This window comes from Actinoplanes oblitus, from assembly GCF_030252345.1.
In the GTDB taxonomy this organism is placed as follows: domain Bacteria; phylum Actinomycetota; class Actinomycetes; order Mycobacteriales; family Micromonosporaceae; genus Actinoplanes; species Actinoplanes oblitus.
In genome coordinates, this window is record NZ_CP126980.1 from 1,517,286 (window position 1) to 1,533,969 (window position 16,684).

Sequence of the window (16,684 nt, forward strand, 5' to 3'; positions counted from 1 at the left end):
CAACGACAGGGCCGGCGGCTATTCGTAGTGGTATCGACAGGAGATGATGGTGATCTCGTTGGGCTCGACGGCGTACACCATGCGGTGCTCGTCGTCGATTCGCCGGGACCGGAGCCCTGCGAGGTTGTTTCGGAGGATCTCCGGTTTGCCGATGCCCTGGCCGTCGGGATCACGTTTGATGTCGGCGATCAGCGCGTTGATGCGTTTGAGGGTCTTGCGGTCCTGGGTCTGCCAGTACAGGTAGTCGTCCCAGCCGTGATCGGTCCAGCTGAGTTTCACTCCTCGGGCCCGAAATCACGCTGGGTGGCTCGGCCGGCTCGCCACTGCTCGACGCTCTCGGCGAGGTGCCTGGCGTTGGCAGGCGATCGAAGCAGGTAGTTGGTTTCCATGATCGAATCCCAGTCCTCCTTGCTCACCAGGACGGCGTTGCCACGCTTGGAGACGATCTCGATCGGGGTGTGGTCCTCGTTGACGCGCTCGATGAGCGGAAAGAGGGACTTGCGTGCCTCGCTGGCACTGATCGCTGAAGTCACGACGCCTCCCAAAGTTGTACCGGATAAGGTACCACTTCGGCGATGGCAATGCGCCGCTCCTGACACCCGTTCGGGCCGCCGACAGCGGCCCAGAACGCGACTACCTGCTACGTGAGCTGGTTAAACGTCCCGATAGTGGGCCACCGGGGATGACGGTGGGGTGGCTCGCATGATGCAACGTCCGGCCCAACTCGATTGCATGCGAACCACTTCCGGTGGTGGGCTGTCGTCGGTAGCTGGTGGAGGGCCGCAGGCGGTTCTATCCTGCGCGGGTGTCTCCACTCAGTGATGCCCGGCTCGATGCCTTGGTCGCCGAGGCGGTCGTTGATTGCTACGACGAGGATGAGCAGCTCAATGGCCTTTTCCTGATGATCGAGGAGAACCTGGCGCTGCCGTTCGGCACCGAGGTTCTCGGTGTGCCGGTGGTGGTCCGAAAGGTGGACCTGCGTTCGGCGGGGATCGTGGCGGTCTGTCATCGTGGCGGGCTGCGGCAGGTTATCGGAATCCTGGATCTGCCGTTGCCGGATCCTGCGCCAGACGGCGCGCAGTGGATCGAGGCGTACCGGTGGTGGGCGGCCGGTTCATGAGCGAGTACCAGTATTACGAGTTCGTGGCGCTTGATCAGGCGTTGACGGCGGAGCAGCAGGGCGAGTTGCGGGCGGTGTCGTCGCGGGGCCGGATCACGTCGTCGGGCTTCGTCAACGACTATCAGTGGGGTGACCTGAAGGCAGATCCAGCGAAGTGGATGGAGCGGTACTTCGACGCGCATCTGTATCTGGCGAACTGGGGCACACGGCGGATCATGCTGCGCTTTCCGAAGGCAGTGCTGGCGCCGGAGACGGTGGAAACGTTTTGTGCCGGGGAGTCGGCCCGCTGTTGGACGACTCGTACCCATGTGATCCTCGATCTTCGTAGTGAGGATGAGGACGGTGACGAGGAGTGGTGGGACGAGGAGCGGCGGCTGGCAGCGATCGTGCCGGTCCGGGCGGAGTTGGCCGGCGGTGATCGGCGGCTGCTGTATCTGGCGTGGCTGCTGGGTGTGCAGAATCGGGAATTGGATGATGACGAGCCCGAGCTCCCGGTCCCGTCGGGGCTGGCGAAGCTGAGCGGGCCGTTGCGGGCCCTGGCCGAATTCCTGCGTATCGACGACGATCTGCTCGATGCGGCGGCCGCGGCGAGCCGGCCGTTGACCGAAGTGGCGCCGTCGGTCGCCGATCTGCGCCGATGGGTGAAGGACCTGCCCCCGGCTGACAAGGACGAGGGGTTGCTGCGGGTACTGCGAGGTGAGGCCGGTCTGCTGCGGTCGGAGTTGCTGCGGCGGTACCACGGTACGGCGCAGGAGGACCAGACAGGGGAGCGCCGGACTGCCGGAGAGTTGCTCGCCGCCGCCGAGAATCGCTGGGCCGTGCGGCAGCAGCGGATCCGTGAATGTGAGGTGGCCGAACGCAAACGTCGTGAGGAGGCGGCCGCCGCAGCCCGCGAGCAGCGTCTGGACGAGCTGGCGCGGAACCCGGTTCAGGGTTGGAGCCAGGTGGACGAGTTGATCGCGACTAAGCGCCCGAAGGACTATGACGCGGCGGTGAGCCTGCTACGAGATCTTCAGGCGCTGGCGGTACGGGAGGGTGAGATCTTCGAGTTCGCGGAGCAGATGGCTCGGCTGCGGGAACGTCATGCCCGCAAGCCAAGCCTGATAGACCGTTTTGATCGGGCCCGGCTCGACTGACTCGGCTGTCGGGCTTGCGGCGACCGGCGTGTGAAGATTGGCCGGTGGTGTCCGTTGACGCGGTGACTGATGACGATGTCGCCCGGCTGCGTCGTGAGCTGGAGCGGTTACGGACGGAAAACCTTCGGTTGTCGCGACTGCTGGAGCTCCGGGGCCAGGACACCGCTCCAGCACCGGAGCAACTCGCCGCGATGGCCACACCCGGACCGGTCACGATGGCGTCGCCGGTGCCGGAGAAGTTGGCGCTCTACGTCAACCTGTTCCGGGCGCGACGGGATGCTTATGCGAAGCGTTGGGAGAACCACCGGCTGGGTACGGCGGGGTGGTCCCCGGCGGTGGCAGGTGGGTGGCGCAAGGGGATGGACCGGCGCACGGCAGCCTATCTGCCGCTCACCGCGGAAGTGGTTGCCGCCCATCTCGTCGGTGACGTGTTCATCGGCCTGTATCCGCTGCTCACCGACAACAGCTGCCACTTCCTGGCCGCGGACTTCGACGGCAGTACTGCGATGCTCGACGCGCTGGCCTACCGCAAAGCTGCCCGAGCCAGTGGTGTCCCGGCCCCCAGACCCACCTCACGGTGGGTGCGGGGGCTGTCCAGTCACGGTTTGACGTGGCCAGGGTGCCGTCGCACCGGTCGGGTGGCGGTTCGCAGCAGGTGTTTCGCGTCGGTCGCGGTGTCTTCCGCGGTGTGCTCGTGAGGCGGGCGGGCTGTCGTTTTCATCCTCCGGGCGCGCGGAGGATCCGGGGCGCATCCGCGGACCCGAACGCCAGCGACCCGATCGGCGCGGCCGCTTTCGGCTGTGGAGGGCCCAGCACGGCCAGGGCCTCGACCCAATAGCGGACCATCGCCCGGCTGGTGCTCTCCTCCCGGGAGACTCCCGCGTCGAGCCGGCGGCGGGCGGCCTCCGGGTCGGACAGGGCCAGGTCGGCGGCGAAGAGATCACCCCAGACGGCGGGCTTGTCGCCCAGTTCCTTCTGGCGGGCGGCCGACGGGCCGCGGTAGAAGGCGCCGGCGGTCAACGGCAGCAGCTGGATGCCGAGGACGGACTCCGGCTTGGGGTCGAACCAGGTCGCATAGTCGATCTTGGCGTCCCAGACGATGCCCGCGGTGGTGTGCGCGTATCCGGTCTGGCGGGTCAACCCCTCGCCGAGCCAGTACATCCGGGCCGTCGCCGCCTCCAGCGCGTAGTGGGCGATGCCGTACCGGGTCATCTCCGCGTTGTCACGGACGGTTCCCCAGCGGACCACGGCTTCCCAGGCCGCCACCGCTTCGCTGGACGACTCCTGGTTGTTGCCGTCCGCGAAGGGGGCGAACCCGGAGGCGGCCGAGCTGCCGAGATAGGCGTTGAAGGCCCGGAACGGCGGCAGCCCGTTCGCGGGACCGATCGCCAGGGAACCGGCGTAGTCGCGGACGATCAGGTCGACCACGTCGCCGTAGTCGCGGGCGAACGTGGGATCGGCCGCTGCCAGCACGGCTGCGGCGCGGACCAGGTAGCCGTACTGAAAGTGATGATCGTTGTAGTCCTGTGCGCCGAACTCGGCCGGCACCGCTATCAGTCCACCCCAGGTCCGGTCGTAGCCGAAGTAACGCTTGTCGGACGGTCCCGTGTAGGTCAGCCAGTCGGTGAGCTGCGGCCGCAACAGGTTGAGCGCCGCCGTACGCTGGGTGTCCGCACCGGAGGCGGCCGCGACCTCGGCGATGGTGGACAGCCGGCCGAGTTCCTTGAGCCCGAAGTAGCTGCCGCCCGTGCCGGGCGGATCGGCCAGGTCTCGGTCCAGGTCGGCCAGCACGGCTTGGTGTGCCGCCTTGCTCAGCGATACCTTCGGCATGGCGGTGAGCAGGCCGGGCAGCGGGGTCCTGACCTGCACCGCGTTGGCCGTGACCAGGGACATCGGCCCCCGCGCGTCCGGATAGGAGCCGGCCAGCGGCGCGGGCCCCGCGACCAGGCCGGCTTGGTGGTGCGGCAGCAGGGCCCAGGCACCGGCCCCACCGGCGGCCCGGCGTGCGGTCAGTGTCTGACTGACCGTTCCGGCTGCCGCGTCGTACGCCGTGGTCGCCGTGGTCTGCACGATCGGATCGTCGGTGCTGGCCTTCTCCCAGCTCGCCCGATCAGCGCCGGCCGGGACCCGGGCGACGGCGAGGTGCTCGCCCGACCCGGTGATGGTGGTCCCGGTCTGCGTCAGACCAGTACCGAGCACGTCCCAGCGCCCGCCCGCGATGTCGAGCCGGGCACGAGTGGGCGAGCTACCCACGTCGCGGAAGGTGCCGGTCAAGGCGGGTATCGCCCCTTCGAAGCGCAGCCAAACCACCGGGCTGCCCTGCGCGAGGGTGACATCGACCCGGCCGCCGCCGGCGAGCCCGACCCTCAGGACGACATGGAAGGCGCCGTAGCTGACGACGCTCACGGCGCCGGTGGCCGCGCCGACGGTGAGGGCGGGCAGAAACGGGGTGACGACGGCGTTCGCGGAGGCGGTGACCGACGCGCCGCTGATCTGCAGGCCGCCGGCGGCGGCCTGCACGGCCAGCGGGTGGGTCCAGATCGGCTGGGTACGGGGCCCGGTCAGGGCGGAACTCCACCACTGGTTGGTCGGCACCGCTTGGCCCGTAAGGTCGCCGGCCTGCGCGGGGGCCTTGGACGGGGCGGAGCCGGCCGGCAGCTTGTCGGCGATGCTGCCACGGCCGGTTACCACGGGCATGGTGAGCGGCGACGCGGCGGCGTCCTCCATGACCGTTCCGGCATTCCGCGCCGGCGCCGGCGGAACCCCGTCCGGCCGCCCGGCGTCCGGCGTGGCGGTGCATGCCGTCAGCACGGTGAGCCCCGCGATCGCGGTCACGGTCAGTCTGCGGCGGTTCATGCGCTGTTCACGGCGGGAGTGTTGCCGACGGCCGTGGTGGTGTCGACGACCACGGTGAACCGCAGCCCCGGCACCAGCGTCCGCACTGTCGCACGGGCCGCCGGGTCCGGCCGCAACACGACGGTCAGCTCGTCGTCGGCGCCCGGCTGCCGGGCGGTGTCGACCTTCGGTTCGACCTTCTCCAGCGTCGCCGTTATCCGGCCGGACAGGCCGGGGCCGGTCAGGTAGGCGAGCATCCCGAGCCGGAGCTTGCGCAGCTTCTCCAGCGGCACGTCGACCGCGAAGGCGACCTTTGCCGGGTCGTACAGGGTGACGATCGGCTCACCGGCGCGGGCGATCTGCCCGGGAGCGACGTTGATCTTGGTGATGATGCCGGCGGCGGGCGCCTGCAGTTTCTGCACTCGTCGCGTGTTCCCGTCCCCGTCCGCGGTCAGGGTGATGGTGGCCAGGACCGTGCCGGCGGTGACGCTGGTCCGCTCGGTGGTCAGCATGTCGGTGACGACGGCGGCGTCGGCCGAACCGACGGCGATCGGCTGTGCGATGAGCACGGCGGTGCCGGCATCCACCATCTTCCGTTCGGCGAGGCGCTGCCGCACGATGTGGGTGCCGCCCGCGCCGGCCGCCGCCAGCAGGATCAGCACCACCAGGCTGGTACGCGCGATCCGCAGCGCACCGCGTCCGCGGCGCTTCGGCGGCGGGGCCGCCGGCGGGGTGCTCTGGATGACTCGGGTCGAATCGTTGTCGTAGGTTCTGACATTGTCGACAGTGGCGCTCATTGTCGTACCCTCTCGGCCGTGTGGACGGGTCAGGCGGTCGCCGCGATCTGCTGCGGCCGGGTGGTGGGTTGTCCGCCGGCGGCCGGACGCGCGGCCTCCGGCGATCCGGCCGGTGGCTTCGCGCCTCGCCGGAGCCGGCCGCCGGTGACCGATTCGAGGATCATCCGGCCGAGGATCAGAACGATCATGGAGGCCCAGCCGACGGACAGCCAGGTCGGTGCCGGATCGGCCATGACGAGCACACCGACGACGATGGCGGTGATGTTCAGCGTCAACAGGGCGAACAGGGGCATGACCGCCCACAGCGACCGGGTGCCGTCGCCGCCGGCGGCGTTGGTGGCCTTCCACTTCGCCGGCCGGCCGAGCAGTACGCCGCCGAGCGCTCGCAGGTGTACCGGCGTCGCGCCGATGCTGGCCACGATCGCCGAGAGTTTGAACCCGCCCGACTGCAGCCAGGTGACCAGCAGCACGGCCGCCTGGAACGGCAGGTAGTGGGTCGCCCAGGCGAAACCGTCGGCGCGGATCGGGCTCAGCGCGAAGAGGAGGTAGAGCGCCGGGAAAAGCATGAAGGTCAGCATCGCCATGGACAGCAGATAATGCGTACCGCAGAACAGGTACTGCAGCCGCTGGTCGATGGTCAGGCCGATGCCGCTCTTGAACAGCCGCCCGCGCAGCAGCACCTCGAAACCACCGCTCGCCCAGCGCAACTGCTGCTTCAGATATGACGGGACATCCTGAGGAGCCAGCCCGCGGGCCAGCACCTGCGGGACGTAGATGGATTTCCAGCCGCGCTTGTGCAGCTCGATGGACGTCCAGATGTCCTCGGAGTTGCTGCCCGTCCAGATGCCGCCGATGTCGTCCAGCGCGGCTCGCCGGAACATCACGTTCGTACCGACGCAGAAGGCGGCGTTGAAGTGGTTCTTGCCCGGGCAGACCAGCTCATAGAAGATGCGCTGAGCCTCGCCGGAGCCGGTAGCGACCAGATTGACGTTGTTCGTGAAGAACTGCGGTGACTGGACGAATGCCACGTCCGGGTCGTGGAAGTGCGGCAAGATGCTGAGCAGGAAGCTCGGCTCGGGCACGTGGTCGGCGTCGAAGATGACCACGAACTCGCCGTTGGTGCGCGCCAGCCCGGCATTGACGTTGCCGGCCTTCGCGTGCGCGCCGCCCGGGCGGCGCAGATAGCCGATGCCCACCTCGTCCGCGATCTCGCGCAGCTCGTCGCTGTCGCCGTCGTCGAGCAGGAACGTCCGATGTGGCAGGTCCATGTCGCGGGCGGCGATCATGGTGCGCCGGACCAGCGCCGGCTCCTCGCCGTACGCGGTGATGAAGACGTCGATGGACGGGACTTCCGCGCCGGCCCGCAGCCGGTTGCGCCAGACCGTGGCGTCCACCGGTTCGGGCCGGTCGTCGTGGGCCAGGATGGTCCACCACGTGCCGATCAGGTGCAGGGCGGTCAGGCCTTCGGCGGCCAGCATGGCGAACCAGAGCCAGCCGGGCCCGCGGTACGCCGGGTTGAGAAGGAACAGCTGATAGAACAGCGTGGCGGCGAGCGCCGCGATGATGGCTACGCGTGTCGAGCGCTGCAGCGGCCGCCATGCCAGGCGAGCAGCCCGGGCCGGCGGAACTGGCGATGCCGTCATGGATGCTCCCGAAACGATCGATATCCAGCACCGTGGATTCGGTGCCGTAGACCAGGGAACAGGAAGATCTGCTGACGCGCGACCACTCGCGCCGAAAGTTTATATTCGGCACGGGTTACAGATTCATAAAATCGCCCTTTCGTACGCGGTATTATGATCTTCCTGCATTCTTGGGCATCGTCCCTGAGCTGGCATCACACATCTATGTGTGTTAATTATTGGTGACCTTTCGGTCTCTTTGGATTCACCATGAAACGTTGATCAGTGGGTGACGTCACATGGTGCGCCGACCAGATGGTGGGCAGCTATCGATGCTACCGAAACATCGCTGAAACGAGGTGGCCTCGATCCGGCGGGGAGTCGATCCGCCCGCCAGGTATCTGTCCCGCCATTCAGGTCTTGGCGCGCCCGAATGATCGAGACTTTCATTGATTCCGGGGCCTTGCCGGAACGGGAGCCGAAGTGGCCTGATGGCGGGTCGTCGCGGGGGTCTTCTACTTCGGGAGATCCGCTCCTGCGCGCCGCTTCCTCGGCTCCGCCCTGCCGGCCGGTTCAGCCTTCGCGGCCGCCGGAGGCGACTTCCGGACCGTCGCCAGGGTGGCGGCGTGGTCCGGCACGAACGTCTGCATGTCGCGTGGCGTGCGCTGGTATCCGCTCGACGGCGGCCGGGCCGGCAGCGACAGAGGCACCCGCCGCACCTCGTGGTACGGGATCGTGGAGATCAGGTGGGCGATCATGTTGATCCGCGCCCGCCGTTTGTCCTCGCTCTCCACGACGTACCAGGGCGCTTCGGGGATGTCGGTGTGCAGGAACATCTCGTCCTTCGCGCGGGAGTACTCCTCCCACCGGCTGACCGACTCGAGGTCCATGGGGGAGAGCTTCCACCGGCGCATCGGATCCTTCAGCCGGGAACGGAACCGCTGCTCCTGCTCGTGATCGCTGACCGAGAACCAGTACTTGCGGAGCAGGATGCCGTCCTCGATCAGGAGCCGTTCGAAGATCGGGCACTGGTGCAGGAAGCGCATGTACTCCGCGTTGTCGCAGAAGCCCATCACGCGCTCGACGCCGGCCCGGTTGTACCAGCTCCGGTCGAACAACACGATCTCTCCGCGGGCCGGGAAGCGCTCGATGTAGCGCTGGAAGTACCACTGCCCGCGCTCACGCTCGGTGGGCGCCGGGAGGGCGGCGATCCGGGCCAGGCGTGGGTTGAGGAACTCGGTGACCCGCTTGATGGTGCTGCCCTTGCCGGCGGCGTCGCGTCCCTCGAAGACCACGACCACCCGGGCGCCCTCCACCTTCACCCACTCCTGGAGCTTCACGAGCTCGCCTTGCAGACGGAACAACTCCGCCTCGTAGGCCTTCTTCGGTAGTCGTTCGACCCGCTCGTGCTTGGTCACCGCAGCCGCCCCCTCCAGAGTGTCCTGAGTGGGCATTGTTCTCGGGTGCCGGGCCGTACCGGCGGCGGTTCGCATGGTGCGACATCGGGCCCACGGAATCGGTGGGCCCGCGGGCCCCTTCCGGGTGACGCCTCGATCAACCCGTCAGGGATCCTGGGAGTCAGGCGGGACCGGCGACAGTCAGCCGCCGGCCGTGTCCGGTCCGGCCGCGAGGTCTACGGCTGCGCATCCTCGATGCGGGTACAACGCAGGTAGGCGAGCAGATCCCTCTGGTCGGTTTCGGGCAGCGCCCCGAACGCCCGGTATGCCACCTGTCTTGCGTGTGGTGTCCGCGCGGCCAGCAACGAGACGATCGCCGCCCATGCCAGGGACATCGCATGGATACGGTCGTCGCGGAGAACCGGAAGACTCGTCAGCTCACCCAGCAGGCTCGCGGCGTCGTTGTCGGTGGTGGCCCGGTCGCCGAGCTCGAAGACGGCCTTTCCCCGGTAGGGGCCACCGGCTCGGATGAGGTCGGCCAGCTCGATGTTGCTCATCTCCCGGACCGGCGGCACGGGAAGTCTCGGCGGGACAGGAATGGTCATGGGTTCTCTCCGAAGATCTTCCGGTACTCCTCGCGTACCAGATCCTTGAGCTTGGCAACCGAGTCCCGGTCGTTGATCGACTCGGCGTACCGGATCTCCTGCTCATAGGCGTGGACCTCGTTGGCATACCGCACGTGCGGGTCCTCGAACCAGCCTCGCATACCGGCCCACCCGGCGGCTCGGTCGTCGCGCATGTGCTGCATCTCGTGCAACAGGGCGCCATAGGAGGCGTCCGGATCCAGGATCAGCACACCGGGCCGGCCAGGTGAGGGGCTCGGTCCATAGGCGAGTCCGCCGGAACGGAACGTGATCTCAACTCCCGCGGCTTCCGCCTCACGGACCGCATCCTCCCACTCATCCGGATGCGTTTGGCGGGCTGGGCCCCAGCGGGCCAGTGGGTCGGTGTCGGAGTGGCGGAAGTACTGCTGGTGCTCGGCCGGGCCCGGCGTGGTGGGTTCGGTGCGGGCCAGGTCATGGGTGCGAGCGCGCAGCTCGGTGAAGATGTCGCCCAGCTTGTCCAGCATGGGGTGGAGGCGGCGGAGGCTGCTGAGCAGAGCCCGGACGAAGTGCTGGATCTTGTTGACCCAGGTGGCCACGAGGGTGGCCACCTGGCCGGCGACGACGGGGCTGGCGATGCCGAGGGTGAGTCCCTCCTCGGCGAGCCACTGGGGCAGGCGGGCGGCGAGCGTGCCGATGAATCCGGCGACCAGGTCGCGGACGATGCCGCGGACCAGCGCGACGAGCAGGCCGGCGCCTTCGACCGCGTACGAGAGGCCCCGCGCTGCGGTGGACAGGGCTTCCATGACGTTCAGGTGTGCGTCGGCGTGCCGGCGGTAGGCGTCACCGGAGGCGCCGAACCAGCCGGCGACCTCGGCTTGGAGGTGGTCGATGTACCGCTCGCGGGCCTGCGCGGTGAGAGCGGCGACGTTGGCCCAGGTGGCGGCGTGTGCGGCGACTTCGTCGGCATTGCCGGCGAGCCAGTCCAGGGCTTCCTTGAGGGGTCTGACGTGTTCCATCAACCAGGCGACGCCCCAGGAGACCAGGGTCCCCAGCGGGTCGACGGTCAGCGACAGCATGTCCAGGCCGGCGCCGACACCGCCGAGGGCGGGATCCACCCAGCTGTGGTCGCGGATGCCGCCGGTGATGTCCGCGGCGTCCTCGACGAGGCCGAGCCCGGTGTACCGGGTGGTCGAGTCGGCGCTCCGGGCCACCAGCGGGTCGACGGTCACAACGGCTGGTTCCCGGATCGGCCGGCGGGCTGACCGGTTTCGCGGATGCTGTCCGCGGCTGAGGTGTCGGTGCTGGTGATGGTGGTGATCGCGGTGCGGAGATGGTGTGCCGTCTCCCGTAGCGATTCACCGGTTTCGGCGAGTGTGCTGGCGGCCAGGGCGAAAATCGGGCTCAGCAGGCCGGGCAGGAACTGGCACAGCTGACCGTACGCCTGCGTGTCCATGGCAATCGCCGCCACGGCTGTTCGCGCTTGCTCGATGGCGTCGGCAACCGCGTCCGTGCTGGCGGCGTGCCGCTGCACGTCATCGGCGGTGAACTGGAACAGCTCACCGGGCACGGCGATCACGCTGCTGCTCGTCGGGTGGGGCCGGGAACCGTGTGGCGTACGAGTGGATCACGGCTTGTCCGGTCTCGGTATCCAGTCCGACGGTCTGGCGGACCTGCTCGGTGACTTGTGCCGACAGCTGTATCTGGGCCTGCCGGATCAGGTCCATGATCTGCCGGCTCAATTCCGCGCCGGTGGTCTGTAGTGCCTGATCGTCGATGTCCAGGGAGTCGAGCTGACCGGAGGAACGCACCGTTACGGTGATGGATCCGGTCCGGGTGCGTGCCGATCCGGTCAGCGCGGCCACGCGGTGCGACAGTTCCACGGTGCGAGAAGCCTGGGCGTCGACCGCAGCCACCCAGGAATCGAGCCACTCCTCGGCGGCATCAACGTTGTGCATAGACCTCAATCTATTTGTCGAGGCGTGAGTGCGGCAACGTGCTCGCAGCGGGAAGGAGCGGCCCGCTCAGCCGGCCGCGGCGCGGGGCCGGAGAACGCGCCAGGTGGCCGTGACGCTGGCGGCCACAGCCATGAACAGCGAGCCCAGGATCGCCGCGCCCACCACGCCGCCGCTCAGTCGCAACGAGACGTCCGTGCCGGTCACCTCGGACAGGCCCGCGGCCATCCCGGCCAACGGTGGCAGCGTCACCAGCAGACCCAGGACCACCCCGATCGCCGCGGTCAGGGCGGTCTCGCCGGCCACGAAAGTCATCAGCTGGCGGACCGTGCCGCCGGCGGACCTGAGCACCGTGAAGTCGGCCTTGCGGCCGTACGCCGCCATCGCCATGGTGTTCGCCACCGCCAGGCCGCTGTAGCCGACCGCCACCGCGATCAGCATCATCGCGAGGCTGCTGGTGAGGCGGGCGTCGGTGTCGTAGTCGGCCAGGGCGAAGCTCCGCGCGTCGTGCAGGGCGGCCCCCGGGGCGACCGTCCGCGGAGCGTGCGCCGCCGGGATGAAGACGGTGTCGGTGAGCGCGGCCCGGTCGTGCCGGCGGACCAGGGCCCGGGACATCACGAAGGCGCCGCGGGCCGGGTCGTCCGGGAGGACCCGGGAGACCGTGAGGGTCTCGCTCCGGCCGTCGACGAAGCGGACCGTGATGGTCTGCCCGGCGGTGACCCGGAACGTCGTCGCGGTGCTCTCGCCCAGCACGGCCTCGCCCGGCCGGTCCCAGCGCGGGTCGCGCGAGCCGAGCGCGTCGATCACGGTCGGACCGGCGCCCGGGCGGTCGAGGAAGATCCGGGTCGGCAGGGCCGCCTTGCCCACCGGGTTGTCCGCCACGACCTGGTCGCTGAGGCCGGGGGTGCGGTCCGGCGCGATCAGCACCTGGCCCGCCAGTTTCTTGGTCTCGCCGGCCGGGTAGGCGGTCCGCATCGTCTCCACCATGCCGCTGATCAGCACCGCGAAGCCCACCGCCGCGATGATCGGCGCCGCCGTCGAGGCGGTCCGGCGGGTGGCGTTGAGCAGCTCGGCGCGGATCAGGACCGGGGCCGCCGCGGCCGACCGGCGGGCCAGCGGCGCGGTGACCACCCGGACCACCGGGCCGATCAGGACCGGCGCGAGCAGGGTCGCCGCCACGATGAAGCACATCGCCGCGCCCATCGCCAGGTTGATCCGGTCGTCGGCGCCGGACCCGGCGGTCAGCACCGCGAGCAGCACGCCGAGGCCGAGCGAGGTGCCACCGGCCAGCCAGCGGCCCAGCGTCATCGGCCGCTTCTCCACCTGGGCGTCCAGCAGCGACTCCAGCGGCGCGACCGTCGCGGCCCGCCGGCTCGCCGCCCAGGCGCCGGTGACGGCCACCCCGACGCCGATCAGCGCCGCGGCCAGCAGCGGCCAGGCGGACACCGAGATGGCGAAGTCCGGCGCGGTGACGTCCAAGCTCACCAGGATCGCCTTCATGAGCGGCGCGGCGGCTACCGCGAGCACCGCGCCCGCCAGCGCACCGGCCAGGCCCACCCCGGCCGCCTCGCCGAGGATCATCCGGCGGATCTGCGCCGGCCGGGCGCCGATGGCGCGCAGCAGGCCGATCTCCCGCCGCCGCTGGGCGGTCGCCAGCGCCAGCGTGGCGGCCACCACGAACACCGTCACGAACAGGCCGAGAAGGGCCATCGCGGCGATCAGCTGGGTGCCGAGGAAGCGTTGGTGCGCCACGAACTGCGGTTCCAGCACGGCCCGGGCATCGCCGGTGACGACGGTGCCCGTGTCGCCCACGACGGCGCGAGCCCGGCCGGCCACGGCGCCGGCCCGGCCCGGGTCGTCCAGCAGCGCGGCGATGGCCCGTACGCCCGGATCGAGCCGCGCGGCGGCCACGTCGGTGAAGAAGAAGCCCGGTCCGTCGACCGTCCCCGACACGGTCATCTCCCGCGGCCCGGAGGCCAGGTTGACCAGCAGCCGGTCGCCCGGTCCGACGCCCAGCGCCGCGTCCACCGCCACCTCGCCGTCGGTCCGCGGCGCCGCGCCGGAGAGCAGCCGGTAGGGCGCCAGCCGGGTGCTGGACCAGCCGTGGCCGGCGTCCCGCGCCGCGTCGTCCGCCACCGGCTGACCGTCGCGGAACGCCTGGGCGTAGAAGGACCGGTCGATCACTGTCGCGCGAACGCCCTCGATCCGGTCCAGCCGGCCGGCCAGGGCTGCCGCGTCCCTCTCCGGCCAGGGCATCAGGTCGCTGGGGTGGCCGCTCTCGTTCGCCGCCCGCGGCGGGACCACCAGCAGCGGTGCCGCGGCCAAGCGGCTCTGCACCCGGGGGCGCGCCGAGTCGTGGACGAGCAGCGTGACGCCGATCAGGGCGACCCCGAAGGTGACGGCGAGGAAGGCGGCGGCGAAGGAGCGCCGGCGTTCGCGGAGGTTGGCCAGGGCCAGCATGATCAGTTCTCCAGCCGGGTCATGTGCGCGGCGATGAGCTCGGGGATCGCGGGGTCCGGCCGGCGCGGCGTCAACCGGCCGGCGATCTGCCCGTCCTTGAGGAAGACCACGACATCGGCGTACGAGGCGGCGACCGGATCGTGGGTCACCATGATCGTGGTCTGTCGTTCGTCGTCGACGAGTTTCCGGAGCAGGGCCAGCACCTCACCGGAGGTGGTGGTGTCCAGGGCGCCGGTCGGCTCGTCGGCGAAGAGCACGTCCGGGCGGGTGATCAGCGCGCGCGCCAGGGCGACCCGTTGCCGCTGTCCACCGGAGAGCTGGCCGGGCCGGTGCCCGGTACGGTCGGCGAGTCCGACCCGGGCCAGCGCGGCGTGCACCGCGGCGGGGTCGGGCCGTCGGCCGGCGAACCGCATCGGCAGTTCGACGTTCTGCGCGGCGGTCAGCGAGGCGACCAGGTTGCCGTCCTGGAAGACGAATCCGATGTGGTCGCGACGCAGGACGGTGCGGCGGTCCTCGTCCATCGCGCCGATGTCGTGTCCGGCCACCGTGATCCTGCCGGAGGTGGGATGGTCGAGCCCGGCGGCGCAGTGCAGCAGGGTCGACTTGCCCGATCCGGAGGGACCCATGATGGCGGTGAAGGTGCCGCGGGCGAAGCTGATCGAGATGTCGTCGAGCGCGGTCACCACCCGGTCGCCGGTCCCGTGGACCTTGCGGACGGTGTCGAGCTCCACTGCCGTGCCGGCCGAGGTCGTTGGCGTCGTCGTCATGGCGACCATTCGACAGCGGTGACCGGGTCCCGCACATTGACCGGCGCTGTAGTGCCGGAGGTAGAGTCCGCTCTACTGCGCCGCCGGTCCGCGATGTCCTACGGTCGTGAGGTGCGAAACCGGACAGCGTGGCAGGCGATGGCCCAGCGCCCGCTCGGCTTCCTGCTCTCGTCCTGGCCGTGGCGTGCTCTCGCGTACCTGATCTCCGGTGTGGTCGTCGGTGCGGTGACGCTCGGCGTCCTGGCCGCGATGATCGTGGCCGGGGTGGTGTCGCTGATCGTCGTGGTCGGCGTGGTGCCGCTGCTCGCGACGGCCCTGTCCGGGCTCCCCGTGGCCCGGCTGGAGCGCCGGCGGCTGCGGCTGGTCGACGCCGACCGCACCGACGACCCGCATCAGCCGCCGGCCGAGCCCGGCCTCCGCTCCTGGTTGCGCACCCGGCTGGCCGAGCCGGCGACGTGGCGCGAGCTGGCCTTCACCCTCATCTTCACCACCGCGTTGTGCTGGCTGGACCTGCTGGTCCTGGGGTTCGCGTTCGCGGTGCCGGTGATCCTGATCCAGGCCGTGCTGCAGGACCCGGCCGTGTGGCCGTGGGCGATCCCCGGCGGGCTGCTCCTGTCCGCCTGGCCGTACACCGTCACCTCGTGGGCCGGTGCCCGCGCCGCGCTCACCCGGATCATCCTGGCGCCCCGCGACCGGGAGCTCGGCGAGCGGCTCACCGAGGTGAGCCGGTCCCGGGCGCGGCTGGTCGGCGCGTTCGAGGCGGAACGGGCCCGCATCGAGCGCGACCTGCACGACGGCGCCCAGCAGCGGCTCGTGTCGCTCAGCATGCGGCTCGGGTTGATGCGGCTGGACACCGACCCGGAGTCACCGCTGCACCAGCGGATCGGCGAGGCGCAGGAGCAGCTCGCCACCGCCCTGGCCGAGCTGCGCGACCTGGTACGCGGGCTGAACCCGCAGGTGCTCGCGGACAACGGCCTGGTCGCCGCGATCGAGGAGAACACCAGCCGGTTCGCCATCCCGGTGACCGTCGACGTGCGGTTGCCCGGCCGGCTGCCGCAACCCGTCGAGCTGGCCGCGTACTACGTGGTCACCGAGACGATGACCAACATCGCCAAGCACAGCGGCGCGACCACCGCCCGGATCACCGGCCGGCACCACGCCGACGTGCTCACCCTGGAGATCACCGACAACGGCACCGGCGGCGCCGATCAGGGCGCCGGCACCGGCATGACCGGTCTCGCCGACCGGATCGGCGTCCTCGACGGCCGCATGCGGGTCTCCAGCCCACCCGGTGGCCCCACCCTGATCCACGTGGAGATCCCGTGCCCCTTCGGATAGTCCTGGCCGAAGACTCGTCGCTGCTCCGGGAGGGCCTGGTCGGCATCCTGAGCCGGTTCGGCCACGAGATCATCGCGGCGGTCGCCGACGCCGGCGCCGTGGTGACAGCGGTGCACGCCGACCCGCCGGACCTGCTGATCACCGACGTCCGGATGCCGCCCGGTAACGCCGACGACGGCCTGCGCGCCGCGGTGGCGCTGCGGGCCGCCCTCCCCGGCCTGCCGGTGCTGGTGCTCAGCCAGTACGTCGAGCAGTCCTACGCCGCCAAGCTCCTCGACTCCGGCGACGGCGCCGGGGTGGGATACCTGCTCAAGGACCGGGTCGGCGCGGTCACCGACTTCATGGCCGCCGTCGGTCAGGTGGCGGCCGGCGAGACTGTCGTCGACCCGGAGGTGGTCCGCCAGCTGCTCCGCCGCCGGCCGGATCCGCTGGACCGGCTCAGCCCGCGCGAGCAGGAGGTGCTGGGCCTGATGGCGGAGGGCCGCTCGAACGCCCACATCGGAGCGGCGCTGCACATCAGCGACGCCGGAGTGAACAAGCACATCGGCGCGATCTTCACCAAGCTCGACCTGCCGGTGGCCACCGACGGGCATCGCCGGGTGCTCGCGGTGCTCGCCTACCTGCGCAGCTGATCGCCCGCGAGGCCCGCGAGGAC

General features: G+C 70.2%; 17 protein-coding genes. 5 read left to right on the forward strand and 12 right to left on the reverse strand.

Annotated elements, in window-relative coordinates:
• Positions 1-18 precede the first annotated feature (18 nt).
• Positions 19-279, reverse strand: a complete 261-nt coding sequence (locus Actob_RS07100) for a Txe/YoeB family addiction module toxin (protein ID WP_284919258.1) — start codon at positions 277-279, stop codon at positions 19-21.
• Positions 276-533, reverse strand: a complete 258-nt coding sequence (locus tag Actob_RS07105; protein WP_284919259.1) for a type II toxin-antitoxin system Phd/YefM family antitoxin — start codon at positions 531-533, stop codon at positions 276-278. The genes Actob_RS07100 and Actob_RS07105 overlap by 4 nt, the downstream gene beginning before the upstream one ends.
• Positions 534-805: 272 nt before the next feature.
• On the opposite strand from Actob_RS07105, the gene Actob_RS07110 reads away from it, so the two are divergent.
• Genes Actob_RS07110 through Actob_RS07120 form a run of 3 tightly spaced genes read left to right on the forward strand, consistent with a single transcriptional unit; the run spans position 806 to position 2,954 of the window.
• On the forward strand, positions 806-1,120 hold the full coding sequence (locus tag Actob_RS07110; protein ID WP_284919260.1) for a hypothetical protein: 315 nt from the start codon (positions 806-808) through the stop codon (positions 1,118-1,120).
• Entirely contained in the window at positions 1,117-2,256 is a 1,140-nt protein-coding gene (locus Actob_RS07115) for a hypothetical protein (protein ID WP_284919261.1), read from the forward strand. Before Actob_RS07110 ends, Actob_RS07115 begins: the two co-directional genes overlap by 4 nt.
• Positions 2,257-2,303: 47 nt before the next feature.
• Positions 2,304-2,954 carry a TOTE conflict system archaeo-eukaryotic primase domain-containing protein gene (locus tag Actob_RS07120; RefSeq protein ID WP_284919262.1) on the forward strand — a complete coding sequence of 217 codons (651 nt, stop codon included), beginning with the start codon at positions 2,304-2,306 and terminating at the stop codon, positions 2,952-2,954.
• 19 nt (positions 2,955-2,973) lie between these two features.
• Here Actob_RS07120 and Actob_RS07125 read toward each other — a convergent pair whose 3' ends face one another.
• The 10 genes from Actob_RS07125 to Actob_RS07170 form a co-directional block, all read right to left on the reverse strand.
• The gene (locus Actob_RS07125; protein ID WP_284919263.1) at positions 2,974-5,112 is read right to left on the reverse strand and encodes a glycosyl hydrolase; all 2,139 of its coding nucleotides are present in this window, start codon (positions 5,110-5,112) and stop codon (positions 2,974-2,976) included.
• Positions 5,109-5,888 (reverse strand): HlyD family secretion protein, encoded by a 780-nt coding sequence (locus tag Actob_RS07130; RefSeq protein ID WP_284919264.1) that lies wholly within the window; start codon positions 5,886-5,888, stop codon positions 5,109-5,111. Before Actob_RS07130 ends, Actob_RS07125 begins: the two co-directional genes overlap by 4 nt.
• A gap of 29 nt (positions 5,889-5,917) precedes the next feature.
• Positions 5,918-7,531, reverse strand: coding sequence for a glycosyltransferase family 2 protein (locus Actob_RS07135; protein WP_284919265.1), 1,614 nt, complete (start codon positions 7,529-7,531; stop codon positions 5,918-5,920).
• Between the two features lie 494 nt (positions 7,532-8,025).
• Positions 8,026-8,928, reverse strand: a complete 903-nt coding sequence (ppk2, locus tag Actob_RS07140; RefSeq protein WP_284919266.1) for a polyphosphate kinase 2 — start codon at positions 8,926-8,928, stop codon at positions 8,026-8,028.
• Between the two features lie 215 nt (positions 8,929-9,143).
• Positions 9,144-9,464, reverse strand: coding sequence for a hypothetical protein (locus Actob_RS07145; protein ID WP_284919267.1), 321 nt, complete (start codon positions 9,462-9,464; stop codon positions 9,144-9,146).
• A gap of 44 nt (positions 9,465-9,508) precedes the next feature.
• Positions 9,509-10,741, reverse strand: a complete 1,233-nt coding sequence (locus tag Actob_RS07150) for a WXG100 family type VII secretion target (protein WP_284919268.1) — start codon at positions 10,739-10,741, stop codon at positions 9,509-9,511.
• Positions 10,738-11,088 (reverse strand): hypothetical protein, encoded by a 351-nt coding sequence (locus tag Actob_RS07155; protein ID WP_284919269.1) that lies wholly within the window; start codon positions 11,086-11,088, stop codon positions 10,738-10,740. The genes Actob_RS07150 and Actob_RS07155 overlap by 4 nt, the downstream gene beginning before the upstream one ends.
• Positions 11,069-11,425: a YbaB/EbfC family nucleoid-associated protein gene (locus Actob_RS07160; RefSeq protein ID WP_284919270.1), complete on the reverse strand. Its 357-nt coding sequence runs from the start codon at positions 11,423-11,425 to the stop codon at positions 11,069-11,071. Before Actob_RS07160 ends, Actob_RS07155 begins: the two co-directional genes overlap by 20 nt.
• 108 nt (positions 11,426-11,533) lie before the next feature.
• The gene (locus Actob_RS07165; protein WP_284919271.1) at positions 11,534-13,924 is read right to left on the reverse strand and encodes an ABC transporter permease; all 2,391 of its coding nucleotides are present in this window, start codon (positions 13,922-13,924) and stop codon (positions 11,534-11,536) included.
• Positions 13,925-13,926: 2 nt separating this feature from the next.
• The gene (locus tag Actob_RS07170; protein WP_407653571.1) at positions 13,927-14,700 is read right to left on the reverse strand and encodes an ABC transporter ATP-binding protein; all 774 of its coding nucleotides are present in this window, start codon (positions 14,698-14,700) and stop codon (positions 13,927-13,929) included.
• Between the two features lie 84 nt (positions 14,701-14,784).
• Here Actob_RS07170 and Actob_RS07175 point away from each other — a divergent pair, with 84 nt between their 5' ends.
• Together Actob_RS07175 and Actob_RS07180 are read left to right on the forward strand one after the other, a co-directional pair.
• On the forward strand, positions 14,785-16,029 hold the full coding sequence (locus Actob_RS07175) for a sensor histidine kinase (RefSeq protein WP_284919273.1): 1,245 nt from the start codon (positions 14,785-14,787) through the stop codon (positions 16,027-16,029).
• Positions 16,026-16,661, forward strand: coding sequence for a response regulator (locus Actob_RS07180; RefSeq protein ID WP_284922251.1), 636 nt, complete (start codon positions 16,026-16,028; stop codon positions 16,659-16,661). The genes Actob_RS07175 and Actob_RS07180 overlap by 4 nt, the downstream gene beginning before the upstream one ends.
• Positions 16,662-16,684 lie beyond the last annotated feature (23 nt).

Coding starts and splice junctions, on each gene's coding strand:
- Actob_RS07145 (WP_284919267.1), bottom strand. CDS start 9,464: ATGAGCAACATCGAGCTGGCCGACCTCATCCGAGCCGGTGGCCCCTAC.
- Actob_RS07175 (WP_284919273.1), top strand. CDS start 14,785: ATGTCCTACGGTCGTGAGGTGCGAAACCGGACAGCGTGGCAGGCGATG.
- Actob_RS07170 (WP_407653571.1), bottom strand. CDS start 14,700: ATGGTCGCCATGACGACGACGCCAACGACCTCGGCCGGCACGGCAGTG.
- Actob_RS07115 (WP_284919261.1), top strand. CDS start 1,117: ATGAGCGAGTACCAGTATTACGAGTTCGTGGCGCTTGATCAGGCGTTG.
- Actob_RS07125 (WP_284919263.1), bottom strand. CDS start 5,112: ATGAACCGCCGCAGACTGACCGTGACCGCGATCGCGGGGCTCACCGTG.
- Actob_RS07135 (WP_284919265.1), bottom strand. CDS start 7,531: ATGACGGCATCGCCAGTTCCGCCGGCCCGGGCTGCTCGCCTGGCATGG.
- Actob_RS07165 (WP_284919271.1), bottom strand. CDS start 13,924: ATGCTGGCCCTGGCCAACCTCCGCGAACGCCGGCGCTCCTTCGCCGCC.
- Actob_RS07130 (WP_284919264.1), bottom strand. CDS start 5,888: ATGAGCGCCACTGTCGACAATGTCAGAACCTACGACAACGATTCGACC.